Origin of the sequence: Kaistia defluvii (genome assembly GCF_040548815.1) — a bacterium.
Taxonomy (GTDB): domain Bacteria; phylum Pseudomonadota; class Alphaproteobacteria; order Rhizobiales; family Kaistiaceae; genus Kaistia; species Kaistia defluvii_A.
Genome location: NZ_JBEPSM010000002.1, coordinates 635,108 through 648,811, shown reverse-complemented (window position 1 = coordinate 648,811; position 13,704 = coordinate 635,108). Strand labels below are relative to the sequence as shown.

At 66.0% G+C, this 13,704-nt stretch carries 15 protein-coding genes; 12 read left to right on the top strand and 3 right to left on the bottom strand.

Annotation, left to right across the window (positions count from 1 at the left end):
- Window positions 1–142 precede the first annotated feature (142 nt).
- A complete protein-coding gene (locus ABIE08_RS16050) occupies window positions 143–307 on the bottom strand; it encodes a hypothetical protein (RefSeq protein ID WP_354552545.1) in 165 nt (54 codons plus the stop codon).
- A gap of 309 nt (window positions 308–616) precedes the next feature.
- Here ABIE08_RS16050 and ABIE08_RS16045 point away from each other — a divergent pair, with 309 nt between their 5' ends.
- The 10 genes from ABIE08_RS16045 to ABIE08_RS16000 all read left to right on the top strand — a co-directional run bounded on the left by ABIE08_RS16045 (window position 617) and on the right by ABIE08_RS16000 (window position 10,078).
- A complete protein-coding gene (locus ABIE08_RS16045; RefSeq protein ID WP_354552544.1) occupies window positions 617–1,423 on the top strand; it encodes an ATP-binding cassette domain-containing protein in 807 nt (268 codons plus the stop codon).
- A 60-nt stretch (window positions 1,424–1,483) separates the two neighbouring features.
- Window positions 1,484–2,536: a sugar ABC transporter substrate-binding protein gene (locus ABIE08_RS16040; RefSeq protein WP_354552542.1), complete on the top strand. Its 1,053-nt coding sequence runs from the start codon at window positions 1,484–1,486 to the stop codon at window positions 2,534–2,536.
- 15 nt (window positions 2,537–2,551) lie between these two features.
- Complete coding sequence (locus ABIE08_RS16035) at window positions 2,552–3,541, top strand: ABC transporter permease (RefSeq protein WP_354552541.1); 990 nt, start codon at window positions 2,552–2,554, stop codon at window positions 3,539–3,541.
- A complete protein-coding gene (locus tag ABIE08_RS16030) occupies window positions 3,538–4,545 on the top strand; it encodes an ABC transporter permease (RefSeq protein ID WP_354552540.1) in 1,008 nt (335 codons plus the stop codon). Before ABIE08_RS16035 ends, ABIE08_RS16030 begins: the two co-directional genes overlap by 4 nt.
- Window positions 4,546–4,593: 48 nt before the next feature.
- The gene (locus ABIE08_RS16025) at window positions 4,594–5,784 is read left to right on the top strand and encodes an enolase C-terminal domain-like protein (RefSeq protein WP_354552538.1); all 1,191 of its coding nucleotides are present in this window, start codon (window positions 4,594–4,596) and stop codon (window positions 5,782–5,784) included.
- A gap of 5 nt (window positions 5,785–5,789) precedes the next feature.
- Window positions 5,790–6,563 (top strand): IclR family transcriptional regulator, encoded by a 774-nt coding sequence (locus ABIE08_RS16020; protein ID WP_354552537.1) that lies wholly within the window; start codon window positions 5,790–5,792, stop codon window positions 6,561–6,563.
- Between the two features lie 9 nt (window positions 6,564–6,572).
- Window positions 6,573–6,875 carry an L-rhamnose mutarotase gene (locus ABIE08_RS16015; RefSeq protein WP_354552536.1) on the top strand — a complete coding sequence of 101 codons (303 nt, stop codon included), beginning with the start codon at window positions 6,573–6,575 and terminating at the stop codon, window positions 6,873–6,875.
- 89 nt (window positions 6,876–6,964) lie between these two features.
- The gene (locus ABIE08_RS16010) at window positions 6,965–7,882 is read left to right on the top strand and encodes a dihydrodipicolinate synthase family protein (RefSeq protein ID WP_354552534.1); all 918 of its coding nucleotides are present in this window, start codon (window positions 6,965–6,967) and stop codon (window positions 7,880–7,882) included.
- A 263-nt stretch (window positions 7,883–8,145) separates the two neighbouring features.
- Complete coding sequence (locus ABIE08_RS16005) at window positions 8,146–9,174, top strand: aldo/keto reductase (protein WP_354552533.1); 1,029 nt, start codon at window positions 8,146–8,148, stop codon at window positions 9,172–9,174.
- Window positions 9,175–9,196: 22 nt separating this feature from the next.
- Complete coding sequence (locus tag ABIE08_RS16000; RefSeq protein ID WP_354552532.1) at window positions 9,197–10,078, top strand: amidohydrolase family protein; 882 nt, start codon at window positions 9,197–9,199, stop codon at window positions 10,076–10,078.
- Between the two features lie 40 nt (window positions 10,079–10,118).
- On the opposite strand, the gene ABIE08_RS15995 is transcribed toward ABIE08_RS16000, so the two are convergent.
- Window positions 10,119–10,946: a universal stress protein gene (locus tag ABIE08_RS15995; protein ID WP_354552530.1), complete on the bottom strand. Its 828-nt coding sequence runs from the start codon at window positions 10,944–10,946 to the stop codon at window positions 10,119–10,121.
- A 284-nt stretch (window positions 10,947–11,230) separates the two neighbouring features.
- On the opposite strand from ABIE08_RS15995, the gene ABIE08_RS15990 reads away from it, so the two are divergent.
- Together ABIE08_RS15990 and ABIE08_RS15985 are read left to right on the top strand one after the other, a co-directional pair.
- Window positions 11,231–11,674, top strand: a complete 444-nt coding sequence (locus ABIE08_RS15990) for a MaoC/PaaZ C-terminal domain-containing protein (protein ID WP_266333401.1) — start codon at window positions 11,231–11,233, stop codon at window positions 11,672–11,674.
- An 18-nt stretch (window positions 11,675–11,692) separates the two neighbouring features.
- Entirely contained in the window at window positions 11,693–12,571 is an 879-nt protein-coding gene (locus ABIE08_RS15985; protein ID WP_354552529.1) for an amidohydrolase family protein, read from the top strand.
- A gap of 66 nt (window positions 12,572–12,637) precedes the next feature.
- Here ABIE08_RS15985 and ABIE08_RS15980 read toward each other — a convergent pair whose 3' ends face one another.
- A complete protein-coding gene (locus ABIE08_RS15980; RefSeq protein ID WP_354552528.1) occupies window positions 12,638–13,618 on the bottom strand; it encodes a LacI family DNA-binding transcriptional regulator in 981 nt (326 codons plus the stop codon).
- Window positions 13,619–13,704 lie beyond the last annotated feature (86 nt).

The following is a 13,704-nucleotide window of genomic DNA, read 5'->3' as shown; positions in this document are numbered from 1 at the left end:
GTCGCCGAGGATGCGCTCGATCCGGCGGACGCCATCGCCGCTGGCGCCGCGCCGGGCGTTTCGTCCGCTCGCTGAGGCGCAAGAACGAAAAAAGGCGGCGCTCGGGGCGCCGCCTTTCTGTGTCGTGCGAAGGAATCGCCGCTCAACCGGGGCCGATGTCGACGCCCTTCGTATCCGGATCCGGCAAGGAGCCGGTGCCGGGCGTCTTCTCGTTATCGGTCAGATCCGGCCGCGCATGCGGACCTTCCGGCGGCATCGGAGCCTTCTTTTCCGGCACGTCCTTGCGGGCCAATTTATCGTCCGACATGCGGCTCTCTCCTCATTGTTTCTCGATGCTTATCAACGCGCAGCCCCCAGCATCGTTGCGGCCGCAGGCGCTCGTGCGGCACGTCCCGCCGTCTGACCGCCCGCCCGTCCGCCCGGGTCGGCGAGGTCGATAAACTTGCAGCGCAACACGAGAGATCGCTGCGCCGCGCGCTCAAAACCAGCCATGACGCAACGAACGGCAAGATCCTCTTTCTCGCCTTCCCCTCGTTGACAAGCTCTCCTGCGCTTCGTACCGTTCATTATCTGGTACGGCCGTTCCAATATTGGAACAGCATGGAGGCGTACTTGAATGTCGGAAATATCCACCACGCCTGTACTTGAGGCGCGGCACATCACGCGCCATTTCGGCGCCGTCATCGCCCTGGCCGACGCGTCACTGACGCTCGGGCGCGGCGAGGTTCTGGGGCTGGTCGGCGACAATGGCGCCGGCAAGTCGACCTTCCTGAAGATCCTGTCCGGGGTGATCAGCGCGTCGAGCGGCGAAATCTTCGCCGATGGCAAGCTCGTGCAGTTGAAGCGGGCGCAGGACGCCATGGATGCCGGTATCGAGACCGTCTACCAGGACCTGGCCCTCGTCGATACGATGAGCGCCTTCCAGAACGTCTATCTCGGACGCGAGGAACTCTCGACCAATCCTCTGGCGCGGCTGTTCAACCTGGTCGACGACCGCAAGATGCGTAGCCGGGCCCGCGAAGTGCTCGACATGCTGGCGGTGAAGATCCCGTCGATCGACGTCAGCGTGAAGGGCATGTCCGGCGGGCAGCGCCAATGCCTCGCCATCGCCCGCGCCCTGCTCTGGGGCCGCCGCATCGTCATCCTGGACGAACCGACCGCCGCGCTTGGCGTGCGCGAGACCGGCCAGGTGCTGGATGTCATCCGCGACCTGCGCAACCACGACGTCAGCGTGATCGTCGTCAGCCACAACATGCAGCAGCTGATGAGCGTCGCCGACCGCATCACGGTGATGCGCCTCGGCCGTTCGATCGCCACGCGCAGCGTCCGCGACACGCAGGTATCGGAAATCGTCGGCCTCATCACCGGGGCGATCCCCGGCGATACCGAAGCGGAGGCCGCCAAGCTCGCCATCCCCGCCTGAGACCGGATCAACCGGCCCGTGGCGGACCATCCAGCACGAACATTTCCTTAGGGAGGAAGCATGTTGCGCATTTCGAAACGCGTCATCGCAACGATGGCGCTCGCGGTTCCGCTCGCCTTCGGCGTCGCCTGGACCGCCAACGCCGCCGAGAAGTTCAAGCTCGGCATGGCCGTCGGCGGCAATACCTGCTGCGACTGGATGAAGGCCCAGGGCGATGTCGCCCGCGCCCTCGCCGAAAAGAACGGCTGGGACTACATTGAGCTCTCCAACAACAACGACCCCGCTATCGCGCTGAAGAACGCCAGGATCTTCGCGCAGGAGGGCGTCAACGCGATGATCCAGTTCAACGGCCAGCCGGCTTCCAACCCGGCGATCAGCCAGGCCATGAACGCCGCCAAGATCCCGGTCGTCACCTATGACATCGCCGATCCCGGCATGTATTTCGTCGGCATCGACAATCTCGCGGCCGGCGTCGCGGGTGGCGAGCAGCTCGGCAAGGTCATCAAGGAAAAGTGGGCCTGCAACCCCGACCTGGTCGTCTCGGCCGAAGGCGCCGCCGCCGGCATCGTCAATGAGTGGCGCACGGGTGGCATGCGGACGGGCCTGAAGAAGGTCTGCCCGGATATCCCGGCCGAGAAGTGGGTCAGCTTCGAAAGCCAGGGCGACGCGGCCGTCGGCCTGCCGGCCGCGCGCGACCTGCTCGCCGCCCATCCCGACGCCAAGAAGATGGCGGTCGTCGGCCTCAATGACGGCGGCGTGCTGTCGCTGATCAACGCCGCCGAGCAACTCGGCCGCGCCGACGAGGTCACCGGCTGGGGCCAGGACGGCGCCTTCATCACCGGCGACAACGTCAATCCGCATCTCGCCGGCTCGGTATTCTACTTCCTCGAGGGCTACGCCGTTTACGCCATCCGCGACGTAATCGCGCCGATCGCGGCCGGCCAGATCCCGCCGCTCAAGGCCGCCGCCGACAATCCGGCCTCGCGCGTCGAGCCCTGCCCGGTCAGCGCAGAGCAGGCCAAGGCCGTCCCGGCCATGGCCGAGCGGGTCGCCAAGCTGCTGGAAGCCCCGGCAGGTACGACCGCCTATTCGCTCTTCTGCCCGAACAAGTAAGGCCCGGGTTCGCCGATGTCCCTTGACCAACGCCTCGAAAGCCCGGCCCGGGCGCTATCGCCCGGGATGCGTTTGCAGGGCTGGGGCACCGGCCTCACGCTTCTGGCCGTGTGGCTGCTGCTGATTGCAGCCACCGGCCTCTACCGGCCCGATTTCTTGTCGCACCAGACGGTGCTGGCCGTCAGCTTCACCATGTCGATCGTCGGCGTGATGGCGATCGGCCAGGGCCTGGTCGCCATCTCGGGCGGCTTCCTCGATCTCAGCCAGCCGGCGGCGCTGATCGCCTCGAGCCTGGTCGCGGTCCGACTGTCCGAGGCCGGCCTTCCCTTCGCCTTCGTCATTCTCGGCGCGGTGCTGACCGGCATGGCCTGGGGCTTTGCCAACGCCGTCATCATCGTCGGCGCCAAGCTCAATCCCGTCATCGTCACGCTCGCCACCAACTTCATCGGCCTCGCCGCGCTCTATTTCGCCTTCCAGCTGGCCGAGGTACCGCTCGGCTCGGCGATCCACCAGTTCGGCCGCGCCAAGCTTTTTGGCCTGCCGGCGATCTGGTGGCCAATGCTCGCTCTTGTGCTGGTCGTCGGCTTCCTGATCCCGCGCACCCGCTATGGCCGCCGCGCGATCGCGGTGGGCGGCAACCGGATGGCGGCGCGCGCCCGCGGCATTTCGCTGAAGGCGAGCCGCTTCGCGATCTTCACCGCGGCGGGCGGCTTCGTCGGCTTTGCCGGCGTACTGTTCTGCGCCACCAGCGGCCCTTTCAATCCGAGCTCGGCCAATGCGCTGCAGTTGAACGTCATCGCCGGCGTCATCCTGGCCGGCATCTCGCTTTCCGGCGGACGCGGCAATTTCTGGCTGCTGCTCCTGAGCGTCGGATTTCTTTCCACCATCCCGACGGCCCTGGTTTTCTTCGGGCTGAGCTCCGACACGCAATCGATCTTCCAGGGCCTGATCCTGATCTCGGCGGTCGCCTTCGATGGCTATCGCGCGCGGAGGGGAATTCCATGACCGACGCCACCGCCCCGCGCAGCGCGCCCGCGACCTATATCGTGCCGCATCATCCGTGGCGCGACCTGCTGACCGGCCCGGTCGCCAGCATCGCCTTCACGGTGATCGCGGTCGTCGCGGTCGGGCTGATCTGGATCGGTCCGCGCTTCCTCGCCTTCGGCAATGTCGGCATCATGGGAGCGTTCCTGATCGTGCCGCTGGTGGTGGGCGCCTGCGCCGGCTTCGCCCTGCTCTCCGGCGTCGTCGATCTCTCGATCGGCTCGATGGTCGGCTTCTCCTCGGCGCTGTTCGCCCTGCTGCTGACGCTCGCCTGGAACCCATGGGCGGCCGCGGCCGTGACGCTCGCCGCCTGCCTCGGCTTCGGCGCGATCAACGCCATCGCCATCGTCGGCTTCGGCGCCGAGGCGATCGCCGCGACGCTGGGTATGCTGGTGGCGCTGCGCGGCATCACCTGGGTGCTGCTGGGACCGCAGGGTGCGATCTTCTCGTTCAATCCCAGCCTCTCCGACCTGGTCAACCAGACCCTGTTCGGCCTGCCGCTGTTCTTCCTGGTCGCGATCGGATTGACCGTAATTGCCGCCATCGTCGGCACCAAGACGCGCTTCGGCCGGCATGTGCAGGCAGTGGGCGGCGACGACAAGGCCGCCTCGCGCGCCGGCATTCCGGTGAAGCGGATCCGGGTCGCGGCGCTGCTGCTCTCGGCCTTCGGTGCCGGGCTTGGCGGCATCGTCTTCACGGCGCAGCTCGGCAGCGCCGCCCGCGCCACCGGCTTCGGCCTCGAATTCCAGGTCTATGCCGCGCTGATGATCGGCGGCTATTCCATCCTGCGCGGCGGCGTCGGCAACCCGATCGGCGGCGCCCTCGGCCTGCTCGCCGTCGCCGGCGTCTCCAACATTCTCGATCTCAAGGCGGTCAGTCCCTACTACGTCAACATCATCGTCGGCCTGCTGCTGCTCGCAGCCGTGCTGCTCGACCGGATGCGCGGGGGCGACGCCTATGAATAGACCCCTGCCTTCATCTCGCGCCCTTTCGCCTGCCAGAGGACTGCATCCGTGAAAATCACCGACATCAAGATCAAGACGTTCAAGACCTGGGCCGACCGCTGGGACGTGGGCCATGCTTTGCCCGTGCCCAAGGCCGACCTTATGCAGACCGTACTGGCGATCGATACCGACGAAGGCGTCACCGGCTATTACTTTGGCGGCGGCTCGCATGGCGACGCCGAGGGGCTGAACGTCGTCGACCAGCAGATGATCCGCGGCCGCATCCTGCCGCTGCTGAAAGGCCAGGACCCGCTCGACCGCGAGATGGTATGGAAGTGGCTCTGGGTCGCCAACATCCCGGAAAATGTCGCGAGCGTCGTCGACAACGCGCTGTGGGATCTCGCCGGCCGCGCCTTCAACCAGCCGGTCTACAAGCTGATGGGCGGCGCCGGCCGCGAGAAGGTCAAGGCCTATGCCTCGACCTATCCGAACATCGGCGTGCCGCGCGTCTATGCCGAGCACGCGCTCGCCTGCAAGAACGAGGGCTACCTGGCCTACAAGATCCACCCGCACTATTTCTGGAACCCCGAGACCGGCCAGCCGACGCCCGGCCGCCCTTCCAACATCAAGGCGGATATCGAGACCTGCCACCTCGTGCGCGAGGCGGTCGGGCCGGACTATGTGCTGATGTTCGATCCCTGGGGCACCTACATGACCATGGAGGAGGCGATCCAGGTCGGCCGCGAGCTGGAGAAGCTGAACTTCTACTGGTACGAGCACCCGATGCCGGAATACCGGGTCGAGAGCTATGTCCGCCTGTCGCGCGAATTGTCGATCCCGATCCTCTCGCCGGAAATCGTCGCCGGCGGCGTGTTCAGCCGGGCCGAATGGATCCTGCGAGGCGCCGGCGACATGAGCCGCATCGACGTCGTGCGCGGCGGCATCACCGGCGCCCGCAAGACGGCCATCGTCGCCGAGGCCTATGGCCTGCGCTGCGAGATGCACATGGCCGGCTGGGGCAATCTTCAGGTGCTCGGCGCTACCTCGGAAGACACGTCCGAATATTACGAGAAGGGCCTGCTCGCCCCCGGCGTCGACTACGATGCGCCGCATCCGTATCTCAAAAACACCTGCGACAGGATCGACAGCGAGGGTTATGTCCACATGCCCAAGGGCCCGGGCATGGGCTACGAGATCGAGTGGGACTACATCGACGACAATCTGATCGACCCGTTGGCGCTCGAAAAGAAGTTCTGGTAGCCGCGATGTCGAGCATCCGCCGATCCGTGCAGGTGATGGAGCTGCTGGCGCGCAAGAGCCCGCTTGGCGTCCGCGCCGTCGCCACCCAGCTCAGCCTGCCGCTCGGATCGGTGCATCGCCTCCTGCTCGACCTCGAGCAGGAGGGCATTGCCGAGCGCACGCCCGGCGGCGAATGGGAGCTGTCGTTCCGGCTGCTGGAAATCTGCGGACTGCAGCTGGAGCGCATCGCCCTGCCGGCGCTCTCCCGCCCCTTCGCCGAGAAGATCGCGGAAACCACCGGTGAAACCGTCAACATCAACGCGCTGAGCGGCAAGCATGGCGTCTGCATCGACAAGGTGCGCGGCAATGACGGCATGCAGCTCGACATGCGGATCGGCGCGCGCGGTTCGCTGCATTGCGGCGGCGCTGGCAAGGCGATGCTGGCCTTCATGAGCGAGGCCGAGCAGCGCGAAGTGCTCGACGGCGCTCTCCCAGCCTATACCGTGAAGACCATCACCGATGCCGGCGTGCTGGAGGCGGAACTGAAGCGCATCCGCCAACGCGGCTATTCGATTGACGACCAGGAAGTCGTGCTCGGGGTCTATTGCGTCTCCGTGCCGATCTTCGATGCCATGGCCCGTCCCGTCGGCGCCATGAGCATCACCGGGCCGTCGCTCAAGCAGCCCGGCCCCGAAATCCTGCCGCTGGTCGAGATGCTGAACGAGGCCTGTGGCCATGTCAGCCGCCGCCTCGGCTTTCGCGGCACCTGGCCGGCCGCGGCCGGCGAAGCGAAACAGTGAGGAGCAGGCATGCGCGTCGCGTGGGTGATGAAGCTGAAGCCGGGCTTTGAGGCGATCTACAAGCAGAAGCACGACGAGATCTGGCCGGAGATGCTGGCCAACATGGAGCGCGACGGTATCCGCAACTTCTCGATCTACCGCTACGGGCTGCTGCTCTTCGCCTATCTCGAACGCGACCACGCCCCGCCGCCCGGCACGCCGCACGACCCGGTTACGCTGCGCTGGTGGAAGATGATGGAGCCCTACATGGAATATAACGACGACGGCACACCCTGGCAGGCGCCCCTCGAAGAGATGTTTCACAAGTCCTAGCGCGCGTTCCCGCGAACCGGATGCGTTTCGCGGGAAGACGTGAACAGGAACCAGACCCAAATTCATTCCGAAGAGCCGAGAAGAACATCATGTCCCTCCCCGCGCTGCACGGCGTCGTGCCGATCCTGGTGACGCCGTTCCATGAAGACGGCCGGATCGACGAGGAAAGCCTCGCCAACCTGGTCGAGTTCAACATCGCAGCCGGTGTGCATGGTCTCGGCGTCGCGCTGGGCAGCGAGGTGTTCAAGTTCAACGAGGCCGAGCGTGCCCTGGTGACGCGCGTGGTGATCGAGGCGGCGGCGAAGCGCGTGCCGATCGTCATCAATTCCGGCGCCGCCGGCACGGATCTCGCCGTGTTCTACTCGAAGGCGGCGGAGGCGGCCGGCGCAGACATGCTGATGGTGATCCCGCCCTCCTTCATGCCGATCAGCGCCGAGGAGATCTTCGATTACTACAAGGCGATCGACACCGCCGTCGGCATCCCTGTTATCCTGCAGGACGTGCCGCAGGCGCCGATCTCGCCCGGCCTGGCGTTGAAGATCGCCGCCGAATGCCCGAACGTGCGCTACATCAAGGTCGAGACCCTGCCGGTCACCAGCAAGGTCGCCGCCATGTCGCAGCAGGCCGGCGACCGGCTGACCATCTTCGGCGGCGCGGGCGGCAGCTATTTCATCGAGGAACTGCGGCGCGGCGCCTTGGGCACCATGCCGTTCTGCAGCCAGCCGGCCGACTTCGTCGCCGTCTGGGACGCGTTCCGCCGGGGTGACGAGGCCAAGGCGCGCCAGCATTTCGATGCGACGATCATGGCGATCAACCGCCTCGCCGTGCAGGGCGGCGACATCTTCTATTTCATTCACAAGCAGATCCTGGTCCGCCGCGGCGTCATCCGCACCGCCTTCGTCCGCAGCCCGACGACCACCATCGACCCGATCACGGCGCGCGAGATCGAGGAGCTGATCGCCCAGATCGTGCCGGCCGCCATGCCCTTCGGCCGGCTCGCGGCGTGAGTGTCTGGCCCGTAATTCGACAAGCGATGCCGATTCCCCCTTGAGCCGCGTTGCCCCTTATCTCTCCCTGAGGGAGAGGTCGGAGCGAAGCTCCGGGTGAGGGTTTAGGAAACCATCCGGAGAGGCCGTAAACCCTCACCCGCCGGCCTGCGGCCGCCGACCTCTCCCTCAGGGAGAGGTGAACAGAGGGTATTTCGGACCGCGTTCGCGAGGAGGTTCAAAACTGCCTCCTCTCGTCAATCAGGCCAGACACTGAGGTAGCCATGGATCCCTTTGCCCTGCGCCCGCTCGGGCGCACCGACCTCCGCCTGCCGCAGCTTGGCTTCGGCGGCGCGCCGTTCGGCAATCTCTTCACCATCGTCAGCGACGACGAGGCCGAGGCGACGCTGCAGGCCGGCTGGGATGCGGGCTTGCGCTATTTCGATACCTCGCCCTGGTATGGGCGTGGCCTGAGCGAACAGCGCATCGGTCGCTTCCTGCGCCGGCAGGCGCGTGGGGAATTTCTACTCACCACCAAGATCGGCCGTGTCTTCACCGCCCCCGCCGACCCCGACGCTTTCGCCGCCAGTAAGCGCGACTGGCCGAACGGGCTGCATTTCGAGCACCGCTACGATTACAGCTATGACGGCGTCATGCGCGCCTATGAGGACAGCCTGCAGCGGCTCGGCCTCAACCGGGTCGATGCGCTGCTGATCCACGATCTCGACCTCGCCAATCTCGGCTCCGAAGTATTGGTCTCCGCCCATCTGGCGCAGCTCGCGACCGGCGGCATGCGGGCGCTGCAGGAACTGAAGGCGGCCGGCCAGATCGGCGCCATCGGCGCCGGCGTCAACCGGATCGGCACGATTCCACGATTCCTGAAACTGCTTGATCTCGACTTCTTCCTCGTCGCCCTACCCTACACGCTCGCCGAGCAGCCGGTGCTCGACCATGAATTCCCGCTCTGCGAAGAGCGCGGCGTCGGAATCGTCATCGGCGGCGTGTTCGCCTCGGGCATTCTCGCCACCGGCGTGCTGCCCGGCGCGACCTACAACTACCACCCGCCGACGCCGGCGGAGGCCGCGCATGTGCGCGGAATCGAGGCCGTCTGTGCCCGCCACGACGTACCGCTTGCCGCCGCCGCGCTGCAGTTTCCGCTGCATCATCCTCTCGTCGCCTCGGTGATCCCTGGCGGCTTCCGCCCGGATCATGTCACCCGCAACATCGCCTCGATGCAGCACGCGATCCCGGACGCGCTCTGGGCCGAACTGAAGCATGAGGGCCTGTTGCGCGCCGACGCGCCGACGCCCTGAGCCCGCAGAAAGAGAGCCGCCGATGCCCGCCTTTCCGATCGTCGACACCCACCTGCATCTCTGGGATCCAGCCCGGCTCGACTACACCTGGATCCAGGGCAACCCGCTCTTCGAACGGCCCTATCACGTCGAGGACTACGCCCGCGATCTCGGCTCGGTCGAGGTCGAAGCGATGGTGTTCCTCGAATGCTTCGCCGATTTCGACGCGGAGCGTGGGCAATATCTGGAGGAAGTCGTCTTTGTCGAGGACGAGGCGAAACGCGATCCGCGCCTGAAGGCGATCGTGCCGATGGCGCCGCTCGAACGCGGCGCAGGGGTAGAGCCGATCCTGGCCGAGATGGCCGAGACGCATCCGATGGTGAAGGGCATCCGCCGCATCGTCGAGTTCGACGCCGATCCCCGCGCGCTGACGCTGAGCTCGGACTTCATCGCCGGCGTGAACCGGCTCGAAAAGTTCGGCATGCATTTCGAGATCAACGTCAACTACACGCAGATGGACATCGTTCGCGAGTTCGTGCGGCACATCCCTAAGGTGCCGCTGATCCTCGATCATTGCGGCAAGCCCGGCATCCGGGCCGGCGCGATCGGACAATACCGCACCGACATCGCCGAGCTGGCGCGCCACCCCAATCTCTGGATCAAGCTCTCCGACCTGCCGGTCGAAGCCGACCACCGGAACTGGACCGAGGCGGATCTCCGCCCCTTCATCGCGGCGACCATCGAGACCTTCGGCGTCGATCGCGTGATCTATGCTGGCGACTATCCCGTCTGCCTGCAGGCCACCACCCTGCCCCGCTGGGTCGAGGTGCTGGACCGCGCCTTTGCCGATCTGGGTCTCCCGGAAGCCGACACGCGAAAGATCTATCGCGACAACGCCAACGCCTTCTACCGGCTGGGCCTGTAAGCCACCCCTGTCTGATATCGACTGAGGCCGTGCGCGGGGCTCAATGGCTCATCAGGCAGGCGACGGTGCCGGTTTCCAGCATGCTGCGCGTCGTCCCGCCAAACACCCACTCCCGGGCGCGGGCCCGGCCATAACCGCCCATGACGACGAGATCAGCGCCCTGGTCCTCGGCAAAATCGCAGATCCGGGTGGCGGAAGTCTCCGAACTTTCCCCGAGCGCGTAGGAAGTGGCGGCGATGCCGTGCCGCCCCAGGAAGGCGACGACGTCTTCGGCACCGCGGCGCCAGCGCGACTCGCTTTCCGGTGACGGCATGGTGAGGAGAGAGACCCGGCTTGCCCGGCGCAGGAAGGGCAGCGCGTCGGTGACGCTGCGGCGCGATTCCCGCGTGTCCTTCCAGGCGACGACGATGTTCTTGCCAGTCGGAGCATGTGTATCCGGCGGCAGCAGGAGGATCGGCCGCCCGGCGCGAATGAGTACGTCGCCCGGCTCGACCGAATTGTTGGGTGCGCTCGCCCCGCGCCGTCCCAGCACGATGAGATCGGCCCGGCGCGACTGCTCGGCGATGAAGCCGGCCGGATAGGTCATGGCCGAACACCATTCCATCCGCGCAGAACTGCGGTCGGCGGCGCTCCGGAACAGCCTTTCGGCGCTCCGCAGCCCCGTCTCCGCGGTGTCGCGCTGCAACATCGAATATTCACCGGCCATGGCGCCGACGGTGAGCGGGTCGTAGAGCGGCGCCTCGGAAGCGCAGGCCGCGATGCCGATAAGCGTGGCGTCGAAACGCTCGGCAAGATTGCAGGCAGCCGCCACCCTCGTGGCCGCCGATCTCGTGTCGTCGACGTGAACCATCAATGTACCGATAGACATCGCCATCCCATCCATTGCCCCAGCAGGCCCAGTCCTGTCACGCTGGCCGATCGGCTTCCTTGCGCCAGATCAACGGAGGGACCGAAAGGCGTGGCGCCGCCCGAGATGCCGCAGGCGGCCGTCGCGCAGCGTGTTTGCGAGCCCCAGGACGGCCCCGCACGGGGCCCGGCTGTCGCCGCTTGTAGTGCGTGAATGATAGCGCTAACCTGACATCGGCCCCAATCGGCGAAAATGGCCTCGCCGGTTAACAAGAGGCTAACAAGAAGCGCTGTTAGAGGACGACAATGGCCCGCTATTTCGAAGATTTTCATGAGGGCGATGAGCTCTGGTCGCCCGGCCGTACCATCACCGAATCCGACGTCATGGCCTTTGCCGGACTCTCGGGCGACTACAACCCCGCCCATACCGATTACCAGTTCGCGTCCAAGGGACCGTTCGGCAAGCCGATCGCGCATGGATTGCTGGCGCTGATCGTCTCGGCCGGTCTCGCCGACCGGGATGGCGGCCTCGACGGCACCGCCGTGGCCTTGCTTGGCGTGAACTGGCAGTTCAAGAAGCCGGTATTCTTCGGCGACACGATCCGCCTGAAGCTGACCGTCGGCAGCACGCGCCGGACCAGCAAGGGCGATCGCGGCGTCATCGTGCGCGATATCGCCGTCTACAACCAGAATGACGAAATCGTGCAGCTGGGCGCGTTCACCACCATGGTCCTGGCGCGGCCGGCCTGACACTGACGGGAGGAAACTATGACCAACGAGCTATTCGAATTCGTCGACGCCCACCACCATTTGTGGGACCTGAAAAGCGGGATCCGCTACGGCTGGCTGACCGACAAGCCGTTCGTCGGCCACCCTTCGGGCGACTATTCCGCCATCATGAAGGACTATCTGGTCACCGACCTGCAGCGCGAGGGCGCGCCGGTCAATCTGATCAAGTCCGTGCATATCGAAACCGCGGATGGCGAGGTCGATACGGTCCGCGAGACCGAGTGGCTGCAGAAGGTCGCCGACGAACACGGCATGCCGAACGGCATCATCGCCCGGGTCGATCTCGCCGCCGACAATGCGGCCTCGGAGCTGGACCGGCACCGGCAATACGCCAATTTCCGCGGCGTGCGGATGCTTTCCTTCATCGGCCTCGACTTCCTCGATGACCCGGCTTTCCGTCGTGGTTTCAACGAGTTGCAGAAGCGCGACCTGATCTACGACATGGATGCCGGCTGGCCGCAGATGGGCAAGGCATTTGATCTCGCGCGCGATTTTCCGCGCTCGACCATCATCCTCGGCCATTGCGGATTCCCAAAGCAGCGCACGGTTCCTTATTTCAACGAATGGCGCAAAGGCATCCAGCATCTCGCCAAGGCGCCCAACGTCGCCTGCAAGCTGTCCGGCCTCGCCATGGTCGATCATGGGTGGACGGTGGAGACGATCCGGCCCTGGATCGAGGTCTGCATCGAGGCCTTCGGCCCGTCGCGCTGCATGTTCGGCACCAACTGGCCGCTGGACGGCCTGTTCAGCGATTATCCGACGGTGGTCAACGCCTATCGCGAGATCGTGGCCGGCTATTCGGCAGACGAGCAGCGTCAGCTGTTCCGCACCACGGCCGAAGGCTGGTACCGGATCTAGCCCATCTCAAAGGGATAGCGGGTCGCCGCTATCCCTTTGAAGCGAATGAGAAAGGTCGCGGCGGCGTCACGCGCTGCCGCGACGGATCAGCTGGTGCTGGAGGATGACGCTGGCGGGCTTGTCGTCGCCGTCGAGCCGCGCCAGCAGCAGTTCGGCCGAGGTGCGCCCCATCACGTCGGGCTGGATCTTCACCGTGGTGAGCGCCGGCGTCACCAGCGAGGCGAGGTCGAAATCGCCGAAGCCGCAGATCGCCAATTGCTCCGGTACCCGCAGACCGCGCCGGTTGCATTCGAGCAGCGCCGCGAGCGCCAGGCTGTCGGCCGAGAAGAAGATCGCATCCGTCATCGGCGCCTTCTGCATCACCTGATCGAGCCCGCTGATACCGTCCTGCGTGCTCATCGGCAGCACCAGCTCGATCCGAAGCGGCGGCGGCAGGTCCGCCTCCTCCAGCGCCTTGGCCAAGCCGATGAAACGGCCGTTCGCGCGCGAATCCTGGTGCGCGGCGCCGCCGACAAAGGCGATGCGGCGCGAGCCGCGGGCGGCCAGCAGCGAGCCGACATCATGCCCGGCCGCGATGTTGGAGAAGCCGGCGGCGCAATCGAGCGGCGCGGTGTCGGTGTCCCAGGTCTCGACCACCGGCACGCCACTCTGGCGCAGCAGGTCCTTGGCGCGCGGCGTGTGGTGCAGGCCGGTCAGGATGAAGCCCATCGGCCGCCGCTCCAGCAGCGTCTGGATGATCTGCTCCTCGCGCAGAACCGAATATTCGCTGTTGCCGATGACAACAGAGATGCCGCGCAGCTCGAGCGTGTCGATGGTGGCCTTGACCTGGGCGGAGAAGGCCGAGCTCGACAGGGTCGGGATGATGACCGCGACGACCCGGCTGCTGTTGGAGGCCAGGTTCCGCGCCGCTTCGTTGGGGATGTAGTTCAGCTCGCGAATCGCGTCGTGCACGCGCTTGCGGGTTTCCTCCGTCACCATCTCCGGCCGACCAATGACGCGGGAAACGGTCTGGGCCGAGACTCCGGCCCGGCTGGCGACGTCCGACATCGTGACGACACCCGCCCCGGCTGGAGCATTTCCAAATCGTCTCCGACGCATTGACAGCCTCCCATGTTGGCGCTAACAAATATATC

What these genes read in the sequence shown, in the direction of transcription:
- ABIE08_RS16050 (WP_354552545.1), bottom strand. Translation starts at nt 307, where the DNA reads ATGTCGGACGATAAATTGGCCCGCAAGGACGTGCCGGAAAAGAAGGCT.
- ABIE08_RS16045 (WP_354552544.1), top strand. Translation starts at nt 617, where the DNA reads ATGTCGGAAATATCCACCACGCCTGTACTTGAGGCGCGGCACATCACG.
- ABIE08_RS16040 (WP_354552542.1), top strand. Translation starts at nt 1,484, where the DNA reads ATGTTGCGCATTTCGAAACGCGTCATCGCAACGATGGCGCTCGCGGTT.
- ABIE08_RS16035 (WP_354552541.1), top strand. Translation starts at nt 2,552, where the DNA reads ATGTCCCTTGACCAACGCCTCGAAAGCCCGGCCCGGGCGCTATCGCCC.
- ABIE08_RS16030 (WP_354552540.1), top strand. Translation starts at nt 3,538, where the DNA reads ATGACCGACGCCACCGCCCCGCGCAGCGCGCCCGCGACCTATATCGTG.
- ABIE08_RS16020 (WP_354552537.1), top strand. Translation starts at nt 5,790, where the DNA reads ATGTCGAGCATCCGCCGATCCGTGCAGGTGATGGAGCTGCTGGCGCGC.
- ABIE08_RS16015 (WP_354552536.1), top strand. Translation starts at nt 6,573, where the DNA reads ATGCGCGTCGCGTGGGTGATGAAGCTGAAGCCGGGCTTTGAGGCGATC.
- ABIE08_RS16010 (WP_354552534.1), top strand. Translation starts at nt 6,965, where the DNA reads ATGTCCCTCCCCGCGCTGCACGGCGTCGTGCCGATCCTGGTGACGCCG.
- ABIE08_RS16005 (WP_354552533.1), top strand. Translation starts at nt 8,146, where the DNA reads ATGGATCCCTTTGCCCTGCGCCCGCTCGGGCGCACCGACCTCCGCCTG.
- ABIE08_RS16000 (WP_354552532.1), top strand. Translation starts at nt 9,197, where the DNA reads ATGCCCGCCTTTCCGATCGTCGACACCCACCTGCATCTCTGGGATCCA.
- ABIE08_RS15995 (WP_354552530.1), bottom strand. Translation starts at nt 10,946, where the DNA reads ATGTCTATCGGTACATTGATGGTTCACGTCGACGACACGAGATCGGCG.
- ABIE08_RS15990 (WP_266333401.1), top strand. Translation starts at nt 11,231, where the DNA reads ATGGCCCGCTATTTCGAAGATTTTCATGAGGGCGATGAGCTCTGGTCG.
- ABIE08_RS15985 (WP_354552529.1), top strand. Translation starts at nt 11,693, where the DNA reads ATGACCAACGAGCTATTCGAATTCGTCGACGCCCACCACCATTTGTGG.
- ABIE08_RS15980 (WP_354552528.1), bottom strand. Translation starts at nt 13,618, where the DNA reads ATGTCGGACGTCGCCAGCCGGGCCGGAGTCTCGGCCCAGACCGTTTCC.